Consider the following 20,711-nt stretch of genomic DNA (forward strand, 5'->3'; position numbering starts at 1 on the left):
CACGTTGCTGGTCGCGTTGATGGCTTCGCTGCCAGTGTCTTATGCGTCGGCATCAGAACCTCTGAAAGTTGGTTACGTCAATACCCAGCGTATTTTCCGTGACGCGCCTACTGCCGTTAAAGCGGCAAAGAAAATTGAGGTTGAGTTTTCCAAACGCGATCAGGATTTACAGCGTCTGGCCAAACAGCTTCAGACCTTGCAGGAATCGCTTGAAAAGAACGCCGTGACAATGGCCGAAGCAGAGCGCCGCTCGAAGGAAAAGGATTTGAACGAGTTGTCGCGCGAGTTTCAGCGCAAACAGCGTGAGTTCCGTGAAGATTTGAACCTTCGTCAGAATGAAGAGAATGCGGCGATCATCGAAAAGGCGAACAAGGCAATCAAGCAACTCGCCGAGAGCGAAAAGTATGACTTGATCGTTCAGGACGTCGTCTGGGTCAGCCCCAAGCTGGACGTGACTGAAAAAATCATCAAGGCATTGTCCGAAGGCAAGTAACTGGAGTGTCTGCGCAAGAGGGTCTGCGACTTGACGAAATCGTCACCCGCCTTGGCGGCTCACTTGCGGGTGACGGCTCGGTTGTGGTGTCGCAGGTTGGCAGTTTGGCGTCCGCCGGAGCAGGGCAGATTGCCTTTATTGCCAACCCTAGGTATCGGCAGCAACTGCAAACCACCCTGGCGGCAGCGCTTATTGTCCCACCGCAGTTTGCCCGGGAGACAACGCTTCCACGAATCATTCATCAAAATGCTTACGCGTATTATGCGCGCGTGGTGGCCCTGCTTAATCCGCAGGCTTTGCGACCCTTGGGGGTTCACGCTTCCGCGTTAGTGCGCTCCAGAGTCCCTGACTCGGCACGCATCGGCGAAAACGTGGTTATCGGCGAAAACGTGGTCATCGGCGACAATGTCACCCTCTATCCGGGTTGTGTCATTGGCGATGGTGTTTCAATCGGGGATGATTCGCTGCTTTACCCGAATGTCGTAGTCTATCGTCATTGTGTGATAGGTCGACGCGCAGTCATACAAGCAGGCGCGGTGATCGGCAGTGACGGTTTCGGTTTTGCCAAAGAAGGCGAGCGCTGGATCAAGATTCCACAAATTGGCCGTGTCGTAATCGGCGACGACGTCGAAATTGGCGCCAACACATCGATTGATCGAGGTGCGCTGGATGATACGGTGATCGGCAATGGCGTCAAACTGGATAATCAGATCCAGATTGCGCACAACGTGATTATCGGCGAACACGCCGCGATGGCTGGATGCGTTGGAATTGCCGGCAGTACGAAAATTGGACGTCGTTGTACCGTCGGTGGCGCCGGAATGATCGTCGGCCATCTCGAACTTGCTGACGATGTACATATTTCAGCGGGTACGATGGTCACCAAAAATCTGCGCAAGCCAGGGCAGTACACCAGTATTTTTCCACTCGAAACACATGCCGAGTGGTTGCATAACGCGGCGCAGGTCAAGCGACTGGCGAAGCTTGCCGAGCGGGTTTCCGATCTTGAGAAAAAACTCGAACAAATGGAGAAAACACTTTGAATACAATGGATATTAAAGAAGTCATTGAACATCTGCCGCATCGCTATCCCTTTTTGTTGGTGGATCGGGTGCTTGCCTGCGAGCCTGGAAAATCAATTCATGCGTACAAGAACATCACGATCAACGAACCATTTTTCGTCGGCCATTTCCCGCACTATCCGGTGATGCCTGGCGTGCTGATCATGGAGGCGCTGGCGCAGGCAGCGGGAATCCTTTCGTTCAAAACAATGGATAACAAGCCGGACAACAGTTCTGTTTTTTACTTTGTCGGTATTGACGAGGCCCGTTTCAAAAAAACGGTCAGCGCAGGTGATCAATTGCATTTGCACGTCGAAATGATTCGCCGGATGCGTGGCGTCTGGAAATTCAAAGCCGAAGCGCGTGTTGACGGTGTTGTCGTCGCCCATGCCCTGTTGTTGTGTGCCCAGCGTGACGTGGCTTGATCAGCTTGAGTAAAAAATGATCCATCCAAGTGCAATAATTCATCCGGATGCCAAGCTGGGCGCCAAGGTGTCTGTCGGCCCCTATTCGATTCTCGGCGAGCATGTCGAGATTGGCGACAACACGGTGATTGGCCCGCATGTCATCGTTTCTGGGCACACACGGATCGGTTGCGATAACCGGATCTTTCAGTTTTGTTCGATCGGTGAAGTGCCGCAGGACAAGAAATACGCCGGTGAGCCTACCCGGCTCGAAATCGGTGATCGCAACACCATTCGCGAATTCTGTACCTTGAACCTTGGCACGGTGCAAGATGCCGGTGTCACCCGACTCGGTGACGACAACTGGATCATGGCCTACGTGCATATCGCGCATGACTGCCAGGTCGGAAACCGCACCACCTTTGCCAACAACGCTCAACTTGCCGGGCACGTCCACATTGATGACTGGGCGATACTCGGCGGCTATACCGGCGTGCATCAGTTTTGCCGGGTCGGTGCGCACACAATGACAGCGGTCGGAACCGTCGTGCTGCAAGATATCCCGCCTTTCGTGATGGCCGCCGGCAATACGGCAACGCCGTTCGGTATTAATGCCGAAGGGCTGAAGCGTCGTGGGTTCTCGCCCGATGCCCTGATGGCGCTAAAGCGCGCTTACCGGACCCTCTACAAATCCGGTCTGATGCTTGAGGAAGCGCGCGCCAAACTCGAGGAAGAGGTCAAGGTGCACCCTGAAATTCAGCCCATACTTGATTTCCTGGCGGCATCAAAGCGCGGCATCATCCGATGACGTCAGGCGTTGTGCGTATTGCCATGGTGGCGGGTGAGGCTTCGGGAGATTTGCTGGCTAGCCACTTGATTCAGGCGCTCAGGGCGAAATTGCCCAACGCCGTGTTTTACGGTATTGGTGGTCCGAAAATGGTCGGGCAAGGCTTTAAAGCCTGGCATCCTCTGGAAAAACTCGCAGTAAGGGGTTATGTCGAAGTACTTAGGCATTACCGTGAAATTTCCGGGATTCGCAGAGACTTGAAGCGTCGCCTTCTGGCTGATCCACCCGATGCCTTTATTGGCGTCGATGCGCCAGACTTCAACCTGGCGCTGGAAAAATCACTCAAACAGCGTGGAATCCCGAGTATTCATTACGTTAGTCCGTCGATCTGGGCTTGGCGTGGTCAGCGTATTCGCAAAATTGGTGCTGCCGTATCGCGCGTTTTGGCGCTGTTTCCCTTTGAGCCAACGCTCTATGAGAAGCAGGGCATTCCGGTCAGCTATGTGGGTCATCCGCTGGCAGATATTCTGCCCCTTGAAGATGGCCGTGAGGCGGCGCGCGGCCTGCTCGAACTTTCAGCGCAGCAACCGATTTTCTCGCTGCTGCCTGGTAGCCGGCAGTCCGAACTGAAGTACATGGTCGAAACATTTATCGAGACGGCACGACTGGTTCACCAGAAATTGCCAAATGCCCTGTTTCTCGCTCCCCTGGCGACTCGCGAAACACGCCTGCTGTTCGAAACTGCGCTCTATCACTGCCAGGCGCGGGAGCTGCCGATTCGCATGCTATTCGGACATGCCCATGAAGCAATGATGGCGTCCGATGCCGTTCTCGTGGCCAGTGGCACGGCGACACTCGAAGCCGCGCTGCTCAAACGACCGATGGCCATCGTCTACAAAATGGCGCCGTTCACCTATCGGCTGATGCGGCGCATGGGGTATCTGCCTTACGTTGGTTTGCCCAATATCCTGGCCGGAAAATTCGTTGTCCCTGAATTCATTCAGGACGACGCGACGCCAGAAAATCTGGCCCAGGCGCTGCTCAATCTCTACGCGGACAAGGCAAGCTGTATCCGTATTGGCGAGGTTTTCCGTGAGATTCACCTGCAACTTAGGCAGAACACTGCGGAAAAAGCGGCTGCGGCAATACTCGATTGCCTGCCAGATGCAGTGCGCCACAATGCCCTTGCTACAGCCGCCTGAAGGTCTGGCCTGTGGCGTTGACGAGGCGGGGCGGGGTCCGCTGGCCGGCCCGGTGGTTGCTTCTGCGGTGATCCTCGATCCGGCGTGTCCGATCGCAGGTCTGGATGACTCCAAAAAACTTTCAGCCAGGCGACGCGAGATGCTGGCGATCGAAATTCGCAGCAAGGCCTTGGCGTGGGCAGTTGCCGAGGCCAGTGTCGAAGAAATTGATCGTATCAACATCCTGCAGGCCAGCCTGTTGGCCATGCGGCGTGCCGTCGAAGCACTGGGCATGCGACCAAGTCATGCCTTGATCGACGGTAACCGTTGTCCGGAACTGTCGTGTCCGGCACAAGCCATTATTGGCGGCGACGGCAAGGTGGCTTCCATTGCGGCGGCATCCATTCTCGCCAAAACCTTTCGTGATGCCGGCATGCTGAAACTGCACGCGATTTATCCGCAGTACGGTTTTGACCGCCACATGGGTTATCCCACCGCGTTGCACCTCAAAGCCCTTAAGGAATATGGCGTGAGTCCGGTACATCGGTGCAGCTACGCACCAGTGGCTCAATTGATACGCTCATGAAATACATTGCCTCGCGCGAAAATGCGCATTTCAAGGCGCTAAAGAAACTCTGCCAGAGCGGACGTGAACGCCGGAAAACCCAACGTGTGCTGCTTGACGGCATGCATCTCATCGAGAGCTATGTTCAGCATTACGGCGCGCCGGAGGAAGTCGTTGTCAGTGAAAGTGGAGCGCTGCTCGCCCAAATCGCCCGCTATCTGGAAAACAACAATGGTATAAACGCAATTAGCATCCTCTCGGATACGCTGTTTGATGATCTGACCACGGTCGAGACGCCCAGCGGCATCATGGCCATTGTCATGCAGCCGCGCTGCGCACACAGGCTAAATCAGGAGGGCGATGCCATTTTGCTCGATGGCATCCAGGACCCGGGCAACCTGGGTTCGATCCTGCGCAGTGCAGCCGCAGCGGGCTTTCGGCAGCTACTGCTTTCCGTGGATTGTGCACAGGCCTGGTCACCGAAAACCTTGCGTGCGGCGATGGGCGCACATTTCCAGTTAGATATCCATGAAAACTGCGATTTGCCTGCCTTCCTTGGCGGCTACCGCGGACAGGCCATCCTGACGGCGCTTGATGCAACCGCCGAGCTGTATTCCCTTGACCTGAAACAGCCCATGGCCTGGATTTTCGGCAACGAAGGGCAGGGGGTCAGAGAGGAGGTGGCTCAATCAGCGCAACTGAGGGTCCGCATTCCAATGCCGGGAGCCACGGAATCGCTCAATGTTGCGGCGGCAGCAGCGATTTGTCTGTTCGAAACCGTCCGTCAGCGCCGCTGAAAATCAGATCTTGGCACGCATCAGACGTGTCTTTTCGCGGTCCCAGTCGCGCTCTTTTTCCACGTCGCGCTTGTCGTGTTGTTTCTTGCCCTTGGCCAGACCGATTTCAGCCTTGATGCGACCGCGCACGAAGTGTAGATCCAATGGCAGCAGCGTGAAACCAGCGCGTTCAACCTGTCCGATCAGCTTGCTGATCTGATTGGCGTGCAGCAAGAGCTTGCGCGTGCGGATCGGGTCGGGATGAACGTGGGTCGAGGCCTCTGGCAAGGCAGTGATATGCATGCCGAAGAGAAAAACCTCGCCGCTGCGGATAACGACATAGGATTCCTTGATGTTGGCCCGCCCAGCCCGGATTGCCTTGACCTCCCAGCCTTGCAGTGAAATTCCCGCCTCGAACCTTTCTTCAATGAAATAATCGTGAAAGGCTTTCTTGTTGGCGATGATGCTCATGGTACGGCTCTCAGAGGTTGTGGCGTGAGAATGCTAGAATGCGCGATTCTACAGGATTCACGGGATTGGGCTGAAGATGGCCATGGTTGAGAAATCGGTACTGATAGCGCGTTCGTCGCAACAGATGTTTGATCTCGTCGACGCTGTCGAAGACTACCCTGGGTTTTTACCCTGGTGTAGCCAGACCCGGGTTGAATTCAGGGACGACAAAAAGACAATAGCCACGCTGCACATCAACTATCGGAGCGTCAAGTCACACTTCACCACCGAAAACGAGAAGACCGTTCCGCTGAGAATGAGCATCAAGCTGGTTGATGGGCCGTTTCGTCGGCTCGAAGGGCTTTGGTGCTTCAAACCGCTGGCCGAGAATGCCTGCAAGATTGAATTTTGTCTTTCCTACGAGTTTTCCAGCAAACTGTTCGAAAAGGTCATCGGTCCAGTATTCAGCCAGATTGCCAACACTTTCGTCGACGCCTTCGTAAGACGCGCCGACGATGTTTATGGGGTATCAAATGCCTGAGTCAATCAGCATCGAAGTCGTTTATCCGCTGCCGCAGAAACAGGAGATTTTTGTCGTCAAGTTGCCTGAGGGGGCAACGGTGCGTCAGGCCATCGAAGCCTCAGGTGTTCTGCAAAAATATCCCGAGATTGATCTGACGAAAAACAAGCTCGGCGTCTTTGCCAAACTTGCCAAGCCTGATGTGCAGTTGCGCGACAAGGATCGAGTGGAAATCTACCGACCCTTGATAGCCGACCCGAAGGAAGTGCGCAAACAAAGAGCGGCAGAAGGCAAGGTCATGAAAAAAGGCGCGGGCGAAGCGGACAGCGAATAAGGAATAGCGAACTTTCTCTCGCGTTACTGCTGCTTGCAGGTCGATTCTATCAACTGACGCGCTTTGGCAATCTCCTGTTCGCGCTGTGCATCGTCCATGAAATATCGCTCACCCTTGTCGTCACGCAGGCCGACCCGTTCGCCTGACTCAAGAGCCGCCAACCGGCGACGTGAATTATCACAGGCCTCTTTCATTTCGGCGCTTGCCGCCTGTTCCTTTTTTGTTTTCTCGGCGCTTTCCTGAGCCTCTTTTTGGCGCTTGCGGAATTCCAGTTCGCGATCAGCCGCTGTTTTCTGAATCGGGCTGCTTGCCGCAGTTGTCTCCGACTCGATTATTCGCTGTGTGCGGGAAGCACCGATAGGGGGTTTGTCAGAAAAATTGGTTTTGCCTTTTTCATCCTTCCACTCGTAGACTTGGGCATTCACCGCCGTAGCGGCGATGATGAGGAAAAGGGCTGCAACAGTAAGGGCAAGGCGGTTCATGGTCATCCTGTCTTGACAGAGCATGCTGTATAATACGTTTTTGTGACCTCGGATTATAGGCCATGCGTTTAATTCAAAGGGCGCTAACGTTTGATGACGTCCTCCTCGTTCCAGCACATTCCTCAGTTTTACCTCGCGATGTTAGTCTCAAAACCCGCCTGACACGCCACATCACACTCAATATCCCACTGGTGTCCGCAGCCATGGACACCGTAACCGAAGCTCGTCTGGCCATCGCTTTGGCGCAGGAGGGCGGAATCGGCATCGTACACAAGAACTTCAGTCCGAAAACTCAGGCATCGGAAGTCGCCAAGGTCAAGCGTTTTGAATCGGGCATTCTGAAAGACCCAATTACGGTTCCACCGTCCATGTCCGTGCGTGAAGTCCTGGACCTGTCGATTTTGCACAAGATTTCCGGTTTTCCTGTCCTCGAAGGAAAGCTCGTGGTGGGCATTGTGACCAACCGTGACTTGCGTTTTGAAACCAACCTTGATCAGCCCGTGCGCAACATCATGACGCCACGCGCGCGACTGGTTACCGTCAAGGAAGGCGCCACGGTAGATGAAGGCAAGGCGCTGATTCACAAGCATCGCCTGGAGCGGGTGCTGGTGGTCAATGACGCTTTCGAACTGCGTGGCCTGATTACCGTCAAGGATATCATCAAGACCACCGAACACCCGTTTGCCAGCAAGGATGCCTCGGGGCGTCTGTGTGTAGGCGCAGCGATTGGCGTAGGCCCCGGAACCGAAGACCGAGCTGAATTGCTCGCCGAGGCCGGCGTCGACGTGATCGTCGTCGATACTGCGCATGGTCACTCGCAAGGGGTTCTGGACCGCGTCCAATGGGTAAAGAAAAATCTGCCCATGGTTGAGGTCATAGGCGGTAATATCGCCACCGCCGAAGCCGCTCGCGCCCTGATTGATCACGGAGCAGACGGTGTCAAGGTAGGTATCGGCCCGGGCTCCATCTGTACGACACGGATTGTGGCAGGTGTTGGTGTGCCCCAGATTACGGCCATTCAGATGGTTTCAGATGCGCTCAGGGACACCTCAGTACCGATGATTGCTGATGGTGGAATCCGTTACTCCGGGGATATCTGCAAGGCGATCGCCGCTGGTGGCCATGCCGTCATGCTGGGTGGTCTGTTTGCCGGTACCGAAGAAGCGCCGGGTGACGTTGAACTCTTCCAGGGACGATCCTACAAATCGTATCGCGGTATGGGTTCGATAGGCGCCATGGCGGCCGGGGCAGCGGACCGCTATTTTCAGGAAAGTGCGTCCAATGTTGACAAACTGGTGCCGGAAGGCATTGAAGGACGGGTGCCCTACAAAGGCTCGGTGATGGCGGTGATTCACCAGTTAATGGGTGGGCTGCGTTCGTCAATGGGTTATCTGGGTTGCGCGACCATCGACGAATTGCACGAGCGTGCAGGCTTCGTTGAAATCACCTCTGCCGGTGTTCGCGAGTCGCACGTGCACGACGTGCAGATCACCAAGGAAGCACCGAACTACCACGTTGATTGATCAGTTCCGTGTCCTATGGGGCGGCTCGAACAGCCGCCCTTATTCATTCAAGGTTTGAAAAATGACGCACCAGAAAATACTCATCCTCGATTTTGGCTCGCAGGTTACGCAACTCATTGCCCGTCGTGTGCGCGAGCAGCAGGTCTATTGCGAACTGCATCCGTTTGACGTGAGCGAAGATCTTGTTCGTGAATTCAATCCGCAGGGCATCATCCTGTCCGGTGGGCCAAACTCGGTGTATGAGGCCGAGGGATGGCGTGCGCCGCAGGTGGTGTTTGAACTGGGTGTGCCGGTGCTGGGTATCTGCTACGGCATGCAAACCATGGCGCAGCAACTGGGCGGAAAGGTCGAGAGCTCGGGCAAGCGTGAATTTGGCTACGCGCAGATCCGTGCGCGTGGGCATTCTGAGTTGTTCAATGGCGTCCAGGACCGAACCAACGACGAGGGCCACGGTCTGCTCGACGTGTGGATGAGTCACGGCGACAAGGTCACCGAGCTGCCCGCGGGATTCAAGGTCATCGCCAGCAGCGAATCATGTTCGATCGCTGCCATGGCCGACGAGTCACGCAAATTCTACGCTGTCCAGTTTCACCCGGAGGTCACGCACACGCTCAAGGGCAAAGAGATGTTCGCCCATTTCGTGCATCAGATCTGCGGCTGTGGTCATGACTGGAACATGCCGGATTACGTGAACGAAGCCATCGACAAGGTACGCGCCCAGGTCGGCACGCAGGAAGTCATTCTCGGCCTCTCCGGCGGTGTTGATTCCTCGGTCGTTGCCGCGCTGCTGCATCGCGCCATCGGTGATCAACTGACCTGCGTCTTCGTCGATAACGGCCTGCTGCGTCTGAACGAAGCCGAACAAGTCATGAAAACCTTTGCCAGCAACCTCGGCGTCAAAGTCATTCACGTTGATGCGTGCGATCAGTTCATGAGGCATCTAAAGGGTGTTTCCGAGCCGGAAGCCAAGCGCAAGATCATCGGTCGTGAGTTTGTCGAGGTGTTTCAGGCCGAATCGAAAAAGCTGGCTAATGCAAAATGGCTGGCGCAAGGCACAATTTACCCGGACGTCATCGAGTCGGCTGGCAGCAAGACCAAGAAGGCGCACACGATCAAGAGCCACCACAACGTAGGCGGCCTGCCCGAAACGCTCAAGCTCAAACTGCTCGAACCCCTGCGCGAGCTATTCAAAGACGAAGTCCGTGAACTCGGCATCGCGCTCGGGCTGCCGCATGACATGGTTTTCCGCCATCCCTTCCCCGGTCCGGGCCTTGGCGTTCGCATCCTGGGCGAGGTGAAGCATGAATTTGCCGACCTGTTGCGCCGTGCCGACGCCATTTTCATTGACGAACTGCGTGCTGCCGGCTGGTACGAAAAAACCAGCCAGGCCTTTGCTGTTTTCCTGCCGGTAAAAAGCGTTGGCGTCATGGGCGATGGGCGGACCTATGAATACGTCGTTGCCTTGCGTGCAGTGGACACCCAGGACTTCATGACCGCTCATTGGTCCGAACTGCCACACAGCCTGCTCGGCAAGGTCTCCAATCGCATTATCAACGAAGTGCGCGGAATCAACCGGGTGGTCTACGACATTTCAGGAAAGCCACCGGCGACCATTGAGTGGGAGTGATTTTATGTCTGGCAACATGTGACACCACCACGCACCGTTTTTTTATGGCATGGGGATGGTGCCCCAATTACTTAGCGCGCCGTGCCTCGCCTGACGTGCGTGGAGCTGATGTCAAGTTTGAAGCGCAACACTGTGATGGATGCTGGAAGCATCAGGGGATTGGGGCGTTAAGTTGTTCGTCAGCCAGAAGAGTGGCGAAGACCTCTCTGGGGGTCTGATAGCCGAGGATGCCCCTTCAGGCTTTCTTCCTGCTCAGCCGGGCAGTGGAGCCGGCGTCATCGGAGCCCAGCCGGTTTTTAGATAGGTTTCACACCGCTCAATATATTCACGTGTGCTCTTGGGCATTGGTGTGCGAGCACGGGCAATATAGAAAATCAAATCGCGTCCGCTTCGGATGAGTTGCAGGCCATCCGAAAGGTTGTGCTGGTGGGCCTCGTTGCTGGTGGGGACGTGCGCTTGCGGGGCAAAGTTGGCGAGCCGCTCTGCCGCCGTGACCAATAGCGCCCAAGTGTCGAAAATGTCCGGATCGGTGCGCAGGGTTTCCGTCTTGATCTTGGCGGCATGGGCAAAGTCACGAATCGACGCTTCGATGTTTGAAAAGGCGGGAATTTGGGTGCAATTGGCAACCATCGCCTCAGCGATCCGGTCGATATCACGCATGCTCTGGCCGATCTTGATATAGCGGCTTTCGAAGAAATCTTCGACCGGAATCGAAAAGGCGCGGAAGGGCTCGCCCCAGAGTTCGTCTATTCCCTCCTCGCCACTGCGATGGAGCACAAAGCGCCCCAGTCCCATGGCGTCGAGCAAACATTGGCCGCATTCGCGCATCAGCGCGTCATCGCTATTGATTTGCACGCCATCGGATTGCAAATCGACCAACTTTCTGAATATGTCGGTCGCCCGGTTAAACAGCGCACCGGCCAGCATGGCGCCTTTTACCCGCCGCCGGGACGGATCTGTTTCTGACTGATAGCTCTGCCGTGCCTCGGTCAGGCGGGTGCCAGGAATGTTGAGGCCATGCTCAGTGTGGTTGAATAGGCGACGGGTCAGCGCTTCAATCAGGCGTTTCTTGGCTTCCAGCGAGTCAGCGGGAACCGGGTAAGTTTTGATCCAGTAACCATCATAAAACACCCGCTCCTGCTCACCGATCATGCGCCGGGTTCCTTCGGGGGGCGTTCATCACACTGTGGTTTGTGTTTCAAGGAGTGTACGTTGCTCATCATGGGCGGCTTATTAATAAACAGACTCTTGTCAAGCAAGAAGCATGCAAACTTCCCCTGTTTTTTAACAGATTGAATTAATGGGGAATTAAAAAAACGGGGGGTGGACTTAGTGACGTAAACCGCCATTTTTCGGTGCGCGGTGCCATTTTTTGTGCGCCGCTTCGTATCAAATGGCTACCTCACTTCAGTACAAACGCCAAGCGTGAAAGCGTTTGACCCAAGCCAGCAGTTGTTGTGGCGCGTGAGCTTTTTTCCAGTTGCCAGCGACATATTTGTTGGCTTCGGCCAGCGTCGGGTAGATGTGGATGGTGCCGAGAATCTTGTTCAGTCCGATGCCGTGGCGCATGGCCAGGACGTATTCGGCGATTAGCTCACCGGCATGTTCGCCAACCAATGTCACGCCGAGAATTTTGTCCTTGCCGGGTACGGTGAGTACCTTGATGAAGCCATGCGCTTCGCCGTCGGCAATCGCTCGGTCGAGATCGCTGATGTCATAGCGCGTTACTTCATAGGGGATGTTACGTTCCTGCGCTTCGAGTTCATTGAGTCCGACGTGCGCGACTTCGGGTTCGATGAAGGTCGCCCACGGAATCACCGAGTAGTCGGTGCGGAATTTTTTCCAAGGGTCGAACAGCGCATTGACCGCCGCGTACCAAGCCTGGTGGGCAGCGGTATGGGTGAACTGGAAGGGCCCGGCAACATCGCCGGCGGCGTAGATATTGGGGAAGCTGGTCTGTAGGAATTCGTTGGTGGCTAGGGTTCGACTGGCGTTGATGCCCAGCGCTTCAAGGCCGTAGCCCTGGAGATTGGCGAGGCGACCGACGGCAACGAGCAGGGCGTCGAAAGGGATGCGCACGTCCTGCCCCTGGTGATCAGCGATCAGGATTTTTTCGCCGTCCTCGATAATGAAGCGTGTGGCCTGGTGTTCGACCAGGACCTCGATGCCCTCATCGCGAAAGCGCTGCATCACCAGGTCAGAGACTTCCGGGTCTTCGCGCATCAGTAGGCGCGGCGCCATTTCCACCTGCGTGACCTTGGCGCCAAAGCGGGCGAAGGCTTGCGTCAGTTCCGAGCCAATCGGGCCACCACCGAGAACGACCAGCCGCCTGGGCAGTTCGCGCAGTTCCCAGACCGTGTCGGAGGTGAAATAGCCGACTGCTTCGATTCCTGGAATCGGAGGAACGAAAGGGCGCGCGCCGGTGGCGATGACAATGCTGCGTGCTGACAGTTGCTGGCGTTCGCCATTGTTGTGGACAATGTCCACCTCCCACGGTGAAACCAGCGTCGCCGCGCCGGCTATGACCTCGACGCCAAGGCCGGTATAGCGTTCGGCCGAGTCATGCGGCGCCACGGTGGTGATGACTTGTTGCACGCGTTGCATAACCTCGGCAAAGTCAAACTCAGCCCTCGCTTCGCGGATGCCGAACTCCGGCGCGCGCTGTATGTGCGAGAGCAGTTTGGCCGAGCGAATCAGTGCCTTGGACGGAATGCAGCCGGTGTTCAGGCAGTCTCCGCCAAGTTTGTGCTTCTCGATCAGCGTGACGCTGGCTTTTACCGCGGCGGCGATGTAGGCAGTAACCAGACCAGCCGAGCCACCACCGATAACGATCAGGTTGCGCTCGAAGCGTGCCGGTTTCTGCCAGCCGACATAGACTTTCTTTGCGGCAACAAGCCCAACGACTTTTTTGGCAAGCAGCGGGAAGACGCCGAGCAGAGCAAAGGAGCCGAGCAGGGCGGGTGAGAGAATTCCCGAAAGGCTGTCGATTTTTGCCAATTGCGTTCCGGCGTACACGTAGGCCAGGGTGCCGGCCAGCATCCCGATCTGGCTGACCCAGTAGAAGGTCAGCGTCCTGATTGGCGTCAGCCCCATCAGCAGGTTGATGACGAAGAAGGGGAAAGCCGGAACCAGGCGCAGCGTAAACAGATAAAACCCGCCTTCTTTTTCGACCCCGGCATTGATCGCGTGCAGCCGGTCGCCGAAATGCTGCTGTACCCACTCGCGCAGCAGAAAACGCGAAGCCAGGAAGGCTAGCGTGGCGCCCAGCGACGAGGCAAAGGACACCAGTAGTAGCCCCCAGAGCAGGCCGAAGACGGCGCCGCCGACCAGCGTCATGACCGCCGCGCCAGGCAGAGACAAGGCGGTGACAACGACGTAGGCGGCGAAGTAGATCAGCGTTGCCGTCATCGGTTGCGCTGACCGCCAGGTCTCGATCGCCGCTTGCCGGCTCTTGAAATAATCGAGGCTAAGAAAGTGCCCGAGATCGAAAGCAAAATAGCTCGAAATCAGGCCAAGCAGCGCGGCAATCAGGAGCAGTCGTTGGGCGTTCATTGGATTCCCTATGTGGATCGGCCTTCAGGCCGACGGGGCATGGGCTTGCCGCGCGTTCGATGGTGCAATCAGGCCCGTAGTGTCCCCTTGCAGTTCGGCGCAGCGACGGTTTCATTACCCAGTGCCCCACCGCAACTGGAGCCCTGTCCCGCAGTGCAACCATAGCAATGGTCGGCAACGCGAATGAGGTGGTCGTCGATTGCCTCACCACACACTTCACTGATATGCAGGCGGGGGCGGCCGGCTAGAGTCATTGGCAGGCCCAGTTGCTGATTGAAATCGCAGTCGTAGAGATAACCCTGCCAATCGACCGAGAGCAGATTTAGACACATCACATGCTCAAGGTTTTCATCGCGGTGCGTGCTGCGCAGCAACTGCATGTAGCTGTTGAACTGCCCCTTGGAGACGAGCATCGAGCCGAAGCGCTGGATCGGCATATTGGTCAGCGTGAACAACTGGTTGAAGACGATGCCGAATTCCTGCCCCAGATGCGCCTTGTAGGCCGTTTCCAGCGGCCCCTGCGCTGGCGGCAGGCTGGGGCCCTGCGGGTTGAAGACGAGATTTAAGATCAGATTGCTCTCCGGATCGCCATAACCGAGTGCATTCAAACGCTTTAGCCCCTTGATACTGGCCTTGAATGTGCCTTTGCCGCGCTGCTTATCGACGTTCTCCTCAAGATAGCAGGGCAGCGAAGCGACGATTTCAACACGGTGCGCGGCGAGAAACGCTGCCATGTCAGCAAAGCCTGGTTCTTCAAGGATGGTCAGGTTGCAACGGTCGATGACTTTGAGCCCGCGACGGCGCGCGGCGACAACCAGAGAGCGGAAGTTGGGGTTCATTTCCGGCGCACCTCCAGTCAGATCGAGTATCTTGACCTCCGGGCTGGCGGCAATGAAGTCAATCAGGGAGTCGATCGTTTCACTGCTCATCTCTTCCTTGCGCTGCGGTCCGGCATTGACATGACAATGCAGACAGCTCTGGTTGCAGCGGTAGCCGAGGTTGACCTGAAGAATTTCGACCTTGCGCCTTTTTAGTACCGGGAAGTCTGTTTTTACGAGAAGCGGCAAGATAGCATGCATGGTTGATTGGCTTTATGGTGGATCGTAGAGCCTAGGTCGGTAGCGGGAAGGATTTCCTTACAGTTTATTTCCAATCTGCTCTTTCAATTGCCAGAGCGGTAATTAAAGCGCAAACTGACGCTCTTTTTATTTATAGCACTATGGGGATATCCAGATGAACGCATCCATTCTTAAATATCTGAGAGCCAACGGCGAGCAACTCGACGCCGATATCGCGCTGGCGCTTGACATCCCGATGGCACAATTGAAGGTACAGGTCGCTCAACTCTCGGCCTCAGGCGACGTGATTTGCTGCAAGGTGACACGTTTCATTGATGGCAAGAAAATCGAAGGCACCAGTTGCCGCCTGTCCTGCGATTTACCGGCGCCAGCGCGCGGACGCAAGCCCGGCGTAAAAAAAGACCCCAGCACCGAAAAGTTTCCGGAATAATTCTGCGTCGCATGACGCACTGGCGGCGCGTTCGCTCATTATTTGGCCACCGGCTTCCCGTCGGGCACATGACTTTCTACCTGCACGCTGCCACTGGTCTTGTGTGCTACGTCCGGATGCCAGCCAAGCGTAGCGTAGAGGATGACGAAACCGACCACATAGGCGAGGGCGACGTGCCAGCCGTGGCGCAGCCAGTTGGCGACCGACTTGGCTTCCGGATACATATTCGAGAGCGCTACGCCGGCCGATGAACCAAACCAGATCATCGAACCGCCAAAGCCAACAGCATAGGCCAGGAAGCCCCAGTCGTAGCCACCCTGCTTGAGCGCCAGCGCAGTGAGCGGAATATTGTCGAATACCGCCGAGACAAAGCCGAGGCTGAGCGCGGCCAGCGCCGAGGCCGTTGGCAGTTTTTCGACCGGCATCATCGACGCACAGGTGACCAGCGAGAGCAAGAAGATCGTTCCCTTGAAGGTTTCCGGCAACACTTCCCAGTCCGGGCGGCGTACCGAAATCGAAAGCAGGATTGCCGCCCATACGCCAACGCCGATGAAAGGGAAGAGGTCTGCGAACTGGTTGAACTTCACATTGATGACGACGTTGGTGACGATGGCGAAGATCAGGATCAGCGCAACGATGCCGACCCGAGCCTTGTCGACTCGGGCGTGACTATTGGCATGCTTGATGATCGGCGAATAGGCATGCTGCTGCTTGGCGCCAAAATAGGCGGTGATACACAGTGCGGGTATGGCGGCGGCATAGGCATCAAATACGGTAATCGGGCTAACGCCGTCGATCCACATCATTGTCGTTGTCGTATCGCCGACCACTGAGCCCGAGCCACCGGCGTTCGAGGCGGCAACAATCGCCGCCAGAAAACCGACATGGACCTTGGCCTTGAACAACTGGTGCGCCATGGCGCCGCCGATCAGCGCGGCGGCGATATTGTCGAGGAAGCTGGACAGTACGAAGACCATCACCAGCATGACGAAGCCGCCTTTCCAGTCGTCAGGCAAGTACTTGGGCAGGATGGCCGGAACGTGGCTCTTTTCGAAGTGGCGCGAGAGCAGGGCAAAACCCATCAGCAGGCAGAAGAGGTTGGCCAGCACCACCCATTCGTGTTGGAAGTGTCCGGCCAGTCCTGCCATGCCGTCGCCGGTCTTGAAGCCGGTGAAGATGAGCTTGTACAGGGTGATCGTCAGCAGGCCGGTAAGGCCGACGTAGAGCGTGTAGTTGTGAAACAGTGCGACGCCGAGCAGGGTCAGCGCGAAGAGGATGAAATCAAGGGGGATGCCGGCAACCATGACCAACTCACCAGCCCAGGCGGGGAGGGCAATCATGGACAAGACGAGCGCTGCAACCCAGGCGCGGGCAAACGGGGTGGTCATCAAAAGCTCCTCGAAAGTTGTGCGGAATTCTAACCGCAAATTCGGTGTGGGTTTAGGCGAACACGGCTTGCATTTCCCGGGTATCGGATTCGATTTCACCCAGGAGATCCCTGAAGTGCCGACGGACGATTCCTGGTTCGCCGGCATTCGGGTCAATGTTCTGGTCAAACCATTCGAAATGGGCGCCGGCGAGGATGTTGCTGTAATAAACGATATCTGACAGCTTGCGCACCACGACCGGCGTTGTCCGCAGTTGGTCGTGATCGATGGTGGCTTCAACAATCTCTTCGGACATGCCGAGGGCGTGAAGAAGCGTGACCCCGACACTTTCGTGCCATTGCATGATGAGGTGTTTTAGGGTGTCCGGTCGGGCGCACAGTTCCGGATACTGGACTGCACGGTACAACATGTAGAAGGCGCCAAGATCGTGCACCAGGCCCGCCAGCAGTGCTTCGTCGGGATTGATCCGGGTCTGCGTGCGGGCCAGGATGCGGGCGGCTGCTGCCGTTCTGACTGAATGATTCCAGAGGGTTTGGGCGATGTCACTGAAGCTTGACATTTCCTTGGCGCGCATAAGCTGGCCCATGGCAATGCCCAGCGCGGTGGTGCGAACCAAATTGACGCCAAGACGGCTGATGGCGGCCTGGAGATTGCGCGCCGGTGTGCCATCGGGGCTGTAGAGGGTGGAGTTTGCCATGTGCATCAGTCTAGTGGCAATCAGCGGCTCAAGGCTGACGACGCTGGCAATGCGCGCCGTCGCCAGATCAGGATTCTGCAATTCCTTGCGCAGGCGCAAGGCGGCGTCGAATGAGGTGGGGAAAACGACGACACCGGTTAGTTCCTTGGCAATATCCTCCAGCATCTGGAAGCGCTGATCGTTAAGCGCCTTGCCGACTTTGTCGGCGCTTGCGTCCTGGTTTGTATCCATAAATAACAGGTATCCCGTCCTGAAGTTTATCTGCCACTTGGCAAAGCATTTCTGTTTGTCATTTGCCGGACGCGGAATTTTATCATTTTCGCAGCGTGTAGTACTGGACAAGCGCTCATGTCTTAATTGGCCAATGCTGCAGCAAGCGTCCTGGCGTTATGGCGCATCATGTCAAGGTAGGTTGGTGCGGGTCCGTCGGCCTTCGACAGGGAGTCGGAATACAGAGTGCCGCCGATACGGGCGCCAGATTCCTGACGAATGCGTTCGAGCAGTCGTGTATCTGAAATGCTTTCCATGAACACGGCTGGAATACGCTCCCGGCGAATCTGCTGGATGATGCGCCCAACATCGGCAGCCGAAGGTTCCGCATCGGTGTTGACGCCAACCGGCGAGATGAAGTCAATCCCATAGGCGCGACTGAAATAGCCGAAAGCATCGTGCGCGGTGACCACTTTACGGCGCTCCCGGGCGATGGCATTGAAGGATTTTCGTAGCTCGTCGTCGAGAGCGCTAATTTCCTGCTTGTATTTCGCAGCATTGGCTTGATAAACCACACGGCCTGCCGGATCGGCGTCACCCAGGGCCTGCGCAATGTTGTCAACATAGCGCAGGGCATTGGCAAGATCCTGCCAGGCGTGCGGGTCGATTTCGTTGTCATGCTTGTGCGCGTTCTGCGCATCACTCCGAAAGTACGGTCGTTTGAGCGTTTTAACTCCACTACTGGCGGTCAGCACCTTACCGCGAAACCCCGAAGATTTGACCAGGCGGTCAATCCAGCCTTCGAAACCAAAGCCATTGACGATGACCAGCCTGGCCTGAGCGATTGTTTTGGCGTCAGCGGGAGTCGGTTGATAAACGTGGGCGTCCGCGTTCTGGCCGACCAATGTATGAACCTCTACCCGCTCTGCACCAACGCGCTGCGTCAGATCGGCCAGAATGCTGAAGCTGGCGACGACCTTGAGTGGCTCTGCTGCAACGGTGTTTGCCGTCAGAATGATGAGGGCGAGCAGGGCAAGTCGGGCCAGAAGGCGAAAGATTATTTTCTGCAATGATTCCACTGGCTTTTTACCTAGCGCTCGAAATGCCAGCGCGGCCGCAGGCGGCTGACCAGCGGCCCGAGTGGGCCTACGATCATCGACAGGACATAGAGCCCGCCTAGGGTCAGCACGATGGCCGGGCCGGCGGGCAGATTGACGTAGTAGGAGAGCAGCAGGCCAATCAGCGAGCCGGTGAAGGCGATGAGTACCGCGACCAGAATGAGCGGGACAATGTTGTCGCCCCAAAAGCGTGCAGCCGCCGAAGGCAGAATCATGATGCCGACGGCCATCAGTGTCCCCAGCGCATGGAATCCGCCAATCAGATTAAGGACGACCAGCACCATGAAACCGTAGTGGGCCAAGGGGCTCAGACGGCTGATGCGGGCGAGATAGCTTGGATCGCAGCATTCGAGTACGACCAGGCGCAGACCGGCGGCAATGGCGACAATCGAACACGAGGCAAAGCCGGCCAGCAGGAGGAGGGCGGCGTCATCCAGAGCAAGTACGCTGCCGAACAATACATGCAACAAATCCACGTTGCTGCCGCGCATCGAGATGATCAATACCCCGGCGGACAGCGAAATCAGGTAAAAGGTGGCCAGACTGGTGTCTTCCTTGATCACCGAGTTGCGCGCCACGCCACCGGCGAGCAGCGCCACGGCAATTCCGGCGACCAGTCCGCCGACCGTCATCGCCGAGAGTGAAAGTCCAGCGAACAGATAACCGACGGCGGCACCGGGCAGAATGGCGTGAGAAATCGCATCACCGGCCAAACTCATGCGGCGCAGCATCAAGAATACGCCAATCGGCGTGGCGCCTAGAGATAGCGCCAGGCAACCAGCCAGTGCCCGACGCATGAAGCCGAATTCGATGAAGGGCGAGAATAATGGGAGGCCAGCCAGGGTGTCAGTCAGGATCGTCAATGGTGGTGCTCCGCTATGCTGTTGGCTTGGCAGATCGGCGCTCCCGAGACCTCGCCCTGCGCTTCAGCCAGATGGCGGGCGCGTTGCAGATTTTCTTCGCTCAGAACCTCGGTGGTCGAGCCACGCGCCACGAGTTCACGTGCTAGCAGGAGTGTTTCTGGGTATTCCTGACGAACATGCTCAAAATCGTGCAACACGCTGATTACCGTGCGGCCTTCGCCGTTCCAGCGCCGAACCAGCGCTGCCAGGTCACGCACCGTATTGGCGTCGATTGCGCCGTAAGGTTCGTCGAGTAGTACCAACGGTGAATCCTGCAAGATAACGCGGGCAAAGCGCGCCCTTTGCAATTGACCGCCGGAAAGTTGGCCGATTGGACGGTTTTCCAGCCCATGCAGGCCGACTGTAGCGATCGCCTCCTCGATGCGTTGCCTGGCCTTCCGATTGAAACTGCGGAAAGCGCCAAATTGCGCCCATAGCCCCATGGCCACAAAATCATAAATGACAATGGGAAAGCTACCGTCAAGGGTCGATTGCTGGGGGAGGTAGGCGATGTTTTCACGACTGATGCCGATCAACTCGACGCACCCTTGCAAGGGACGCAGTTCGCCAACGATGCCCTTGAGTAGCGTCGACTTTCCGGCGCCGTTCGGGCCGACCACCGCCAGCAGGCTGCCGGCGACAATCTCGCCCTTGAGGTGGTGCACCGCCGGATGCCGGTTATAGCCAAGGGTCAGGTTATCAAAGCGAACAATCGCTTGAGCGACACACGTCATGACAGCGCCCAATGAATCGTCAGCCACAAGAGGAGCAGAGCACCAGCGGCCCACAGCATGCGTACCAGTGCCCCCGCGCACAGTGCCGGGTTGGGGCGCGCCCTTGGGCGTCGTGAATTCTTTTTTGATTCGCTGTGCATCGGCTGATGACGATTTTTTAAAACGGCTGCCATTCATGCAACTTTGTTGCATGAATGGCAGCTATTAATATTTTCCAATCATTGCGCTACGGTTCATCACCCCAGCCCTCATTGCAACACCACCAGCGGGGTATCCTCAAGCCACAGGTATTCGGTCTGAATAACGCCGGTGGCGTCGCTCTCGGCGACCAGGTGACCGGCCAGGTCGTAGAAGTAGAGGGTGTCGCTGGGGGTGGCGCCGACGGTTGTCTTGCGCAC

21 protein-coding genes and 1 pseudogene are annotated in these 20,711 nt (G+C 56.7%); 12 read left to right on the forward strand and 10 right to left on the reverse strand.

Annotated features, from left to right (window positions below; all coding sequences use genetic code 11):
- Nucleotides 1–19 precede the first annotated feature (19 nt).
- From Q1J43_RS12230 to Q1J43_RS12260, 7 genes are read left to right on the forward strand one after another with little or no spacing between them, the layout of a single operon-like run.
- Nucleotides 20–493: an OmpH family outer membrane protein gene (locus Q1J43_RS12230; protein WP_301102797.1), complete on the forward strand. Its 474-nt coding sequence runs from the start codon at nt 20–22 to the stop codon at nt 491–493.
- A 5-nt stretch (nt 494–498) separates the two neighbouring features.
- Nucleotides 499–1,536: a UDP-3-O-(3-hydroxymyristoyl)glucosamine N-acyltransferase gene (gene lpxD / locus Q1J43_RS12235; protein WP_301102772.1), complete on the forward strand. Its 1,038-nt coding sequence runs from the start codon at nt 499–501 to the stop codon at nt 1,534–1,536.
- 5 nt (nt 1,537–1,541) lie between these two features.
- Nucleotides 1,542–1,979: a 3-hydroxyacyl-ACP dehydratase FabZ gene (gene fabZ / locus Q1J43_RS12240; protein WP_301102773.1), complete on the forward strand. Its 438-nt coding sequence runs from the start codon at nt 1,542–1,544 to the stop codon at nt 1,977–1,979.
- Nucleotides 1,980–1,995: 16 nt separating this feature from the next.
- A complete protein-coding gene (gene lpxA, locus Q1J43_RS12245) occupies nt 1,996–2,766 on the forward strand; it encodes an acyl-ACP--UDP-N-acetylglucosamine O-acyltransferase (protein WP_301102774.1) in 771 nt (256 codons plus the stop codon).
- Nucleotides 2,763–3,947 carry a lipid-A-disaccharide synthase gene (lpxB, locus tag Q1J43_RS12250; protein ID WP_301102775.1) on the forward strand — a complete coding sequence of 395 codons (1,185 nt, stop codon included), beginning with the start codon at nt 2,763–2,765 and terminating at the stop codon, nt 3,945–3,947. The genes lpxA and lpxB overlap by 4 nt, the downstream gene beginning before the upstream one ends.
- Nucleotides 3,925–4,512, forward strand: coding sequence for a ribonuclease HII (rnhB, locus tag Q1J43_RS12255; RefSeq protein WP_301102776.1), 588 nt, complete (start codon nt 3,925–3,927; stop codon nt 4,510–4,512). The genes lpxB and rnhB overlap by 23 nt, the downstream gene beginning before the upstream one ends.
- Entirely contained in the window at nt 4,509–5,288 is a 780-nt protein-coding gene (locus Q1J43_RS12260) for an RNA methyltransferase (protein ID WP_301102777.1), read from the forward strand. Before rnhB ends, Q1J43_RS12260 begins: the two co-directional genes overlap by 4 nt.
- Before the next feature lie 3 nt (nt 5,289–5,291).
- On the opposite strand, the pseudogene smpB reads toward Q1J43_RS12260, so the two are convergent.
- Nucleotides 5,292–5,747, reverse strand: a pseudogene (smpB, locus tag Q1J43_RS12265) (SsrA-binding protein SmpB); the annotation flags it as partial.
- Nucleotides 5,748–5,814: 67 nt separating this feature from the next.
- On the opposite strand from smpB, the gene Q1J43_RS12270 reads away from it, so the two are divergent.
- Nucleotides 5,815–6,258 (forward strand): type II toxin-antitoxin system RatA family toxin, encoded by a 444-nt coding sequence (locus Q1J43_RS12270; protein WP_301102778.1) that lies wholly within the window; start codon nt 5,815–5,817, stop codon nt 6,256–6,258.
- Complete coding sequence (locus Q1J43_RS12275; protein ID WP_301102779.1) at nt 6,251–6,571, forward strand: RnfH family protein; 321 nt, start codon at nt 6,251–6,253, stop codon at nt 6,569–6,571. The genes Q1J43_RS12270 and Q1J43_RS12275 overlap by 8 nt, the downstream gene beginning before the upstream one ends.
- Nucleotides 6,572–6,594: 23 nt before the next feature.
- On the opposite strand, the gene Q1J43_RS12280 is transcribed toward Q1J43_RS12275, so the two are convergent.
- Nucleotides 6,595–7,053 carry a DUF4124 domain-containing protein gene (locus tag Q1J43_RS12280; protein WP_301102780.1) on the reverse strand — a complete coding sequence of 153 codons (459 nt, stop codon included), beginning with the start codon at nt 7,051–7,053 and terminating at the stop codon, nt 6,595–6,597.
- 62 nt (nt 7,054–7,115) lie between these two features.
- Between Q1J43_RS12280 and guaB the strand changes: the two genes are divergently transcribed.
- Both guaB and guaA read left to right on the forward strand, forming a co-directional pair.
- Nucleotides 7,116–8,576, forward strand: a complete 1,461-nt coding sequence (gene guaB / locus Q1J43_RS12285) for an IMP dehydrogenase (protein ID WP_301102781.1) — start codon at nt 7,116–7,118, stop codon at nt 8,574–8,576.
- 61 nt (nt 8,577–8,637) lie between these two features.
- Nucleotides 8,638–10,203: a glutamine-hydrolyzing GMP synthase gene (gene guaA, locus Q1J43_RS12290; protein ID WP_301102782.1), complete on the forward strand. Its 1,566-nt coding sequence runs from the start codon at nt 8,638–8,640 to the stop codon at nt 10,201–10,203.
- Between the two features lie 252 nt (nt 10,204–10,455).
- Here the strand turns inward: guaA and Q1J43_RS12295 are convergent, their stop codons facing one another.
- The 3 genes from Q1J43_RS12295 to arsS form a co-directional block, all read right to left on the reverse strand.
- A complete protein-coding gene (locus tag Q1J43_RS12295; RefSeq protein ID WP_301102783.1) occupies nt 10,456–11,355 on the reverse strand; it encodes a hypothetical protein in 900 nt (299 codons plus the stop codon).
- Between the two features lie 255 nt (nt 11,356–11,610).
- Nucleotides 11,611–13,755 (reverse strand): bifunctional TVP38/TMEM64 family protein/FAD-dependent oxidoreductase, encoded by a 2,145-nt coding sequence (locus tag Q1J43_RS12300; RefSeq protein ID WP_301102784.1) that lies wholly within the window; start codon nt 13,753–13,755, stop codon nt 11,611–11,613.
- A gap of 68 nt (nt 13,756–13,823) precedes the next feature.
- Nucleotides 13,824–14,834 carry an arsenosugar biosynthesis radical SAM (seleno)protein ArsS gene (gene arsS, locus Q1J43_RS12305; protein ID WP_301102785.1) on the reverse strand — a complete coding sequence of 337 codons (1,011 nt, stop codon included), beginning with the start codon at nt 14,832–14,834 and terminating at the stop codon, nt 13,824–13,826.
- Between the two features lie 154 nt (nt 14,835–14,988).
- Here arsS and Q1J43_RS12310 point away from each other — a divergent pair, with 154 nt between their 5' ends.
- A complete protein-coding gene (locus tag Q1J43_RS12310; protein WP_301102786.1) occupies nt 14,989–15,264 on the forward strand; it encodes a hypothetical protein in 276 nt (91 codons plus the stop codon).
- Nucleotides 15,265–15,302: 38 nt separating this feature from the next.
- Here Q1J43_RS12310 and Q1J43_RS12315 read toward each other — a convergent pair whose 3' ends face one another.
- From Q1J43_RS12315 to Q1J43_RS12335, 5 genes are all read right to left on the reverse strand, one after another.
- Nucleotides 15,303–16,652, reverse strand: coding sequence for a citrate transporter (locus tag Q1J43_RS12315; protein ID WP_301102787.1), 1,350 nt, complete (start codon nt 16,650–16,652; stop codon nt 15,303–15,305).
- 52 nt (nt 16,653–16,704) lie between these two features.
- A complete protein-coding gene (locus Q1J43_RS12320; RefSeq protein WP_301102788.1) occupies nt 16,705–17,580 on the reverse strand; it encodes an HDOD domain-containing protein in 876 nt (291 codons plus the stop codon).
- A gap of 122 nt (nt 17,581–17,702) precedes the next feature.
- Nucleotides 17,703–18,629 carry a metal ABC transporter substrate-binding protein gene (locus Q1J43_RS12325; protein WP_301102789.1) on the reverse strand — a complete coding sequence of 309 codons (927 nt, stop codon included), beginning with the start codon at nt 18,627–18,629 and terminating at the stop codon, nt 17,703–17,705.
- Between the two features lie 20 nt (nt 18,630–18,649).
- Nucleotides 18,650–19,474: a metal ABC transporter permease gene (locus tag Q1J43_RS12330; RefSeq protein WP_301102798.1), complete on the reverse strand. Its 825-nt coding sequence runs from the start codon at nt 19,472–19,474 to the stop codon at nt 18,650–18,652.
- A 62-nt stretch (nt 19,475–19,536) separates the two neighbouring features.
- Nucleotides 19,537–20,313, reverse strand: coding sequence for an ABC transporter ATP-binding protein (locus Q1J43_RS12335; protein WP_301102790.1), 777 nt, complete (start codon nt 20,311–20,313; stop codon nt 19,537–19,539).
- Nucleotides 20,314–20,711: the final 398 nt, after the last annotated feature.

Source organism: Propionivibrio sp. (assembly GCF_029255185.1).
In the GTDB taxonomy this organism is placed as follows: domain Bacteria; phylum Pseudomonadota; class Gammaproteobacteria; order Burkholderiales; family Rhodocyclaceae; genus Propionivibrio.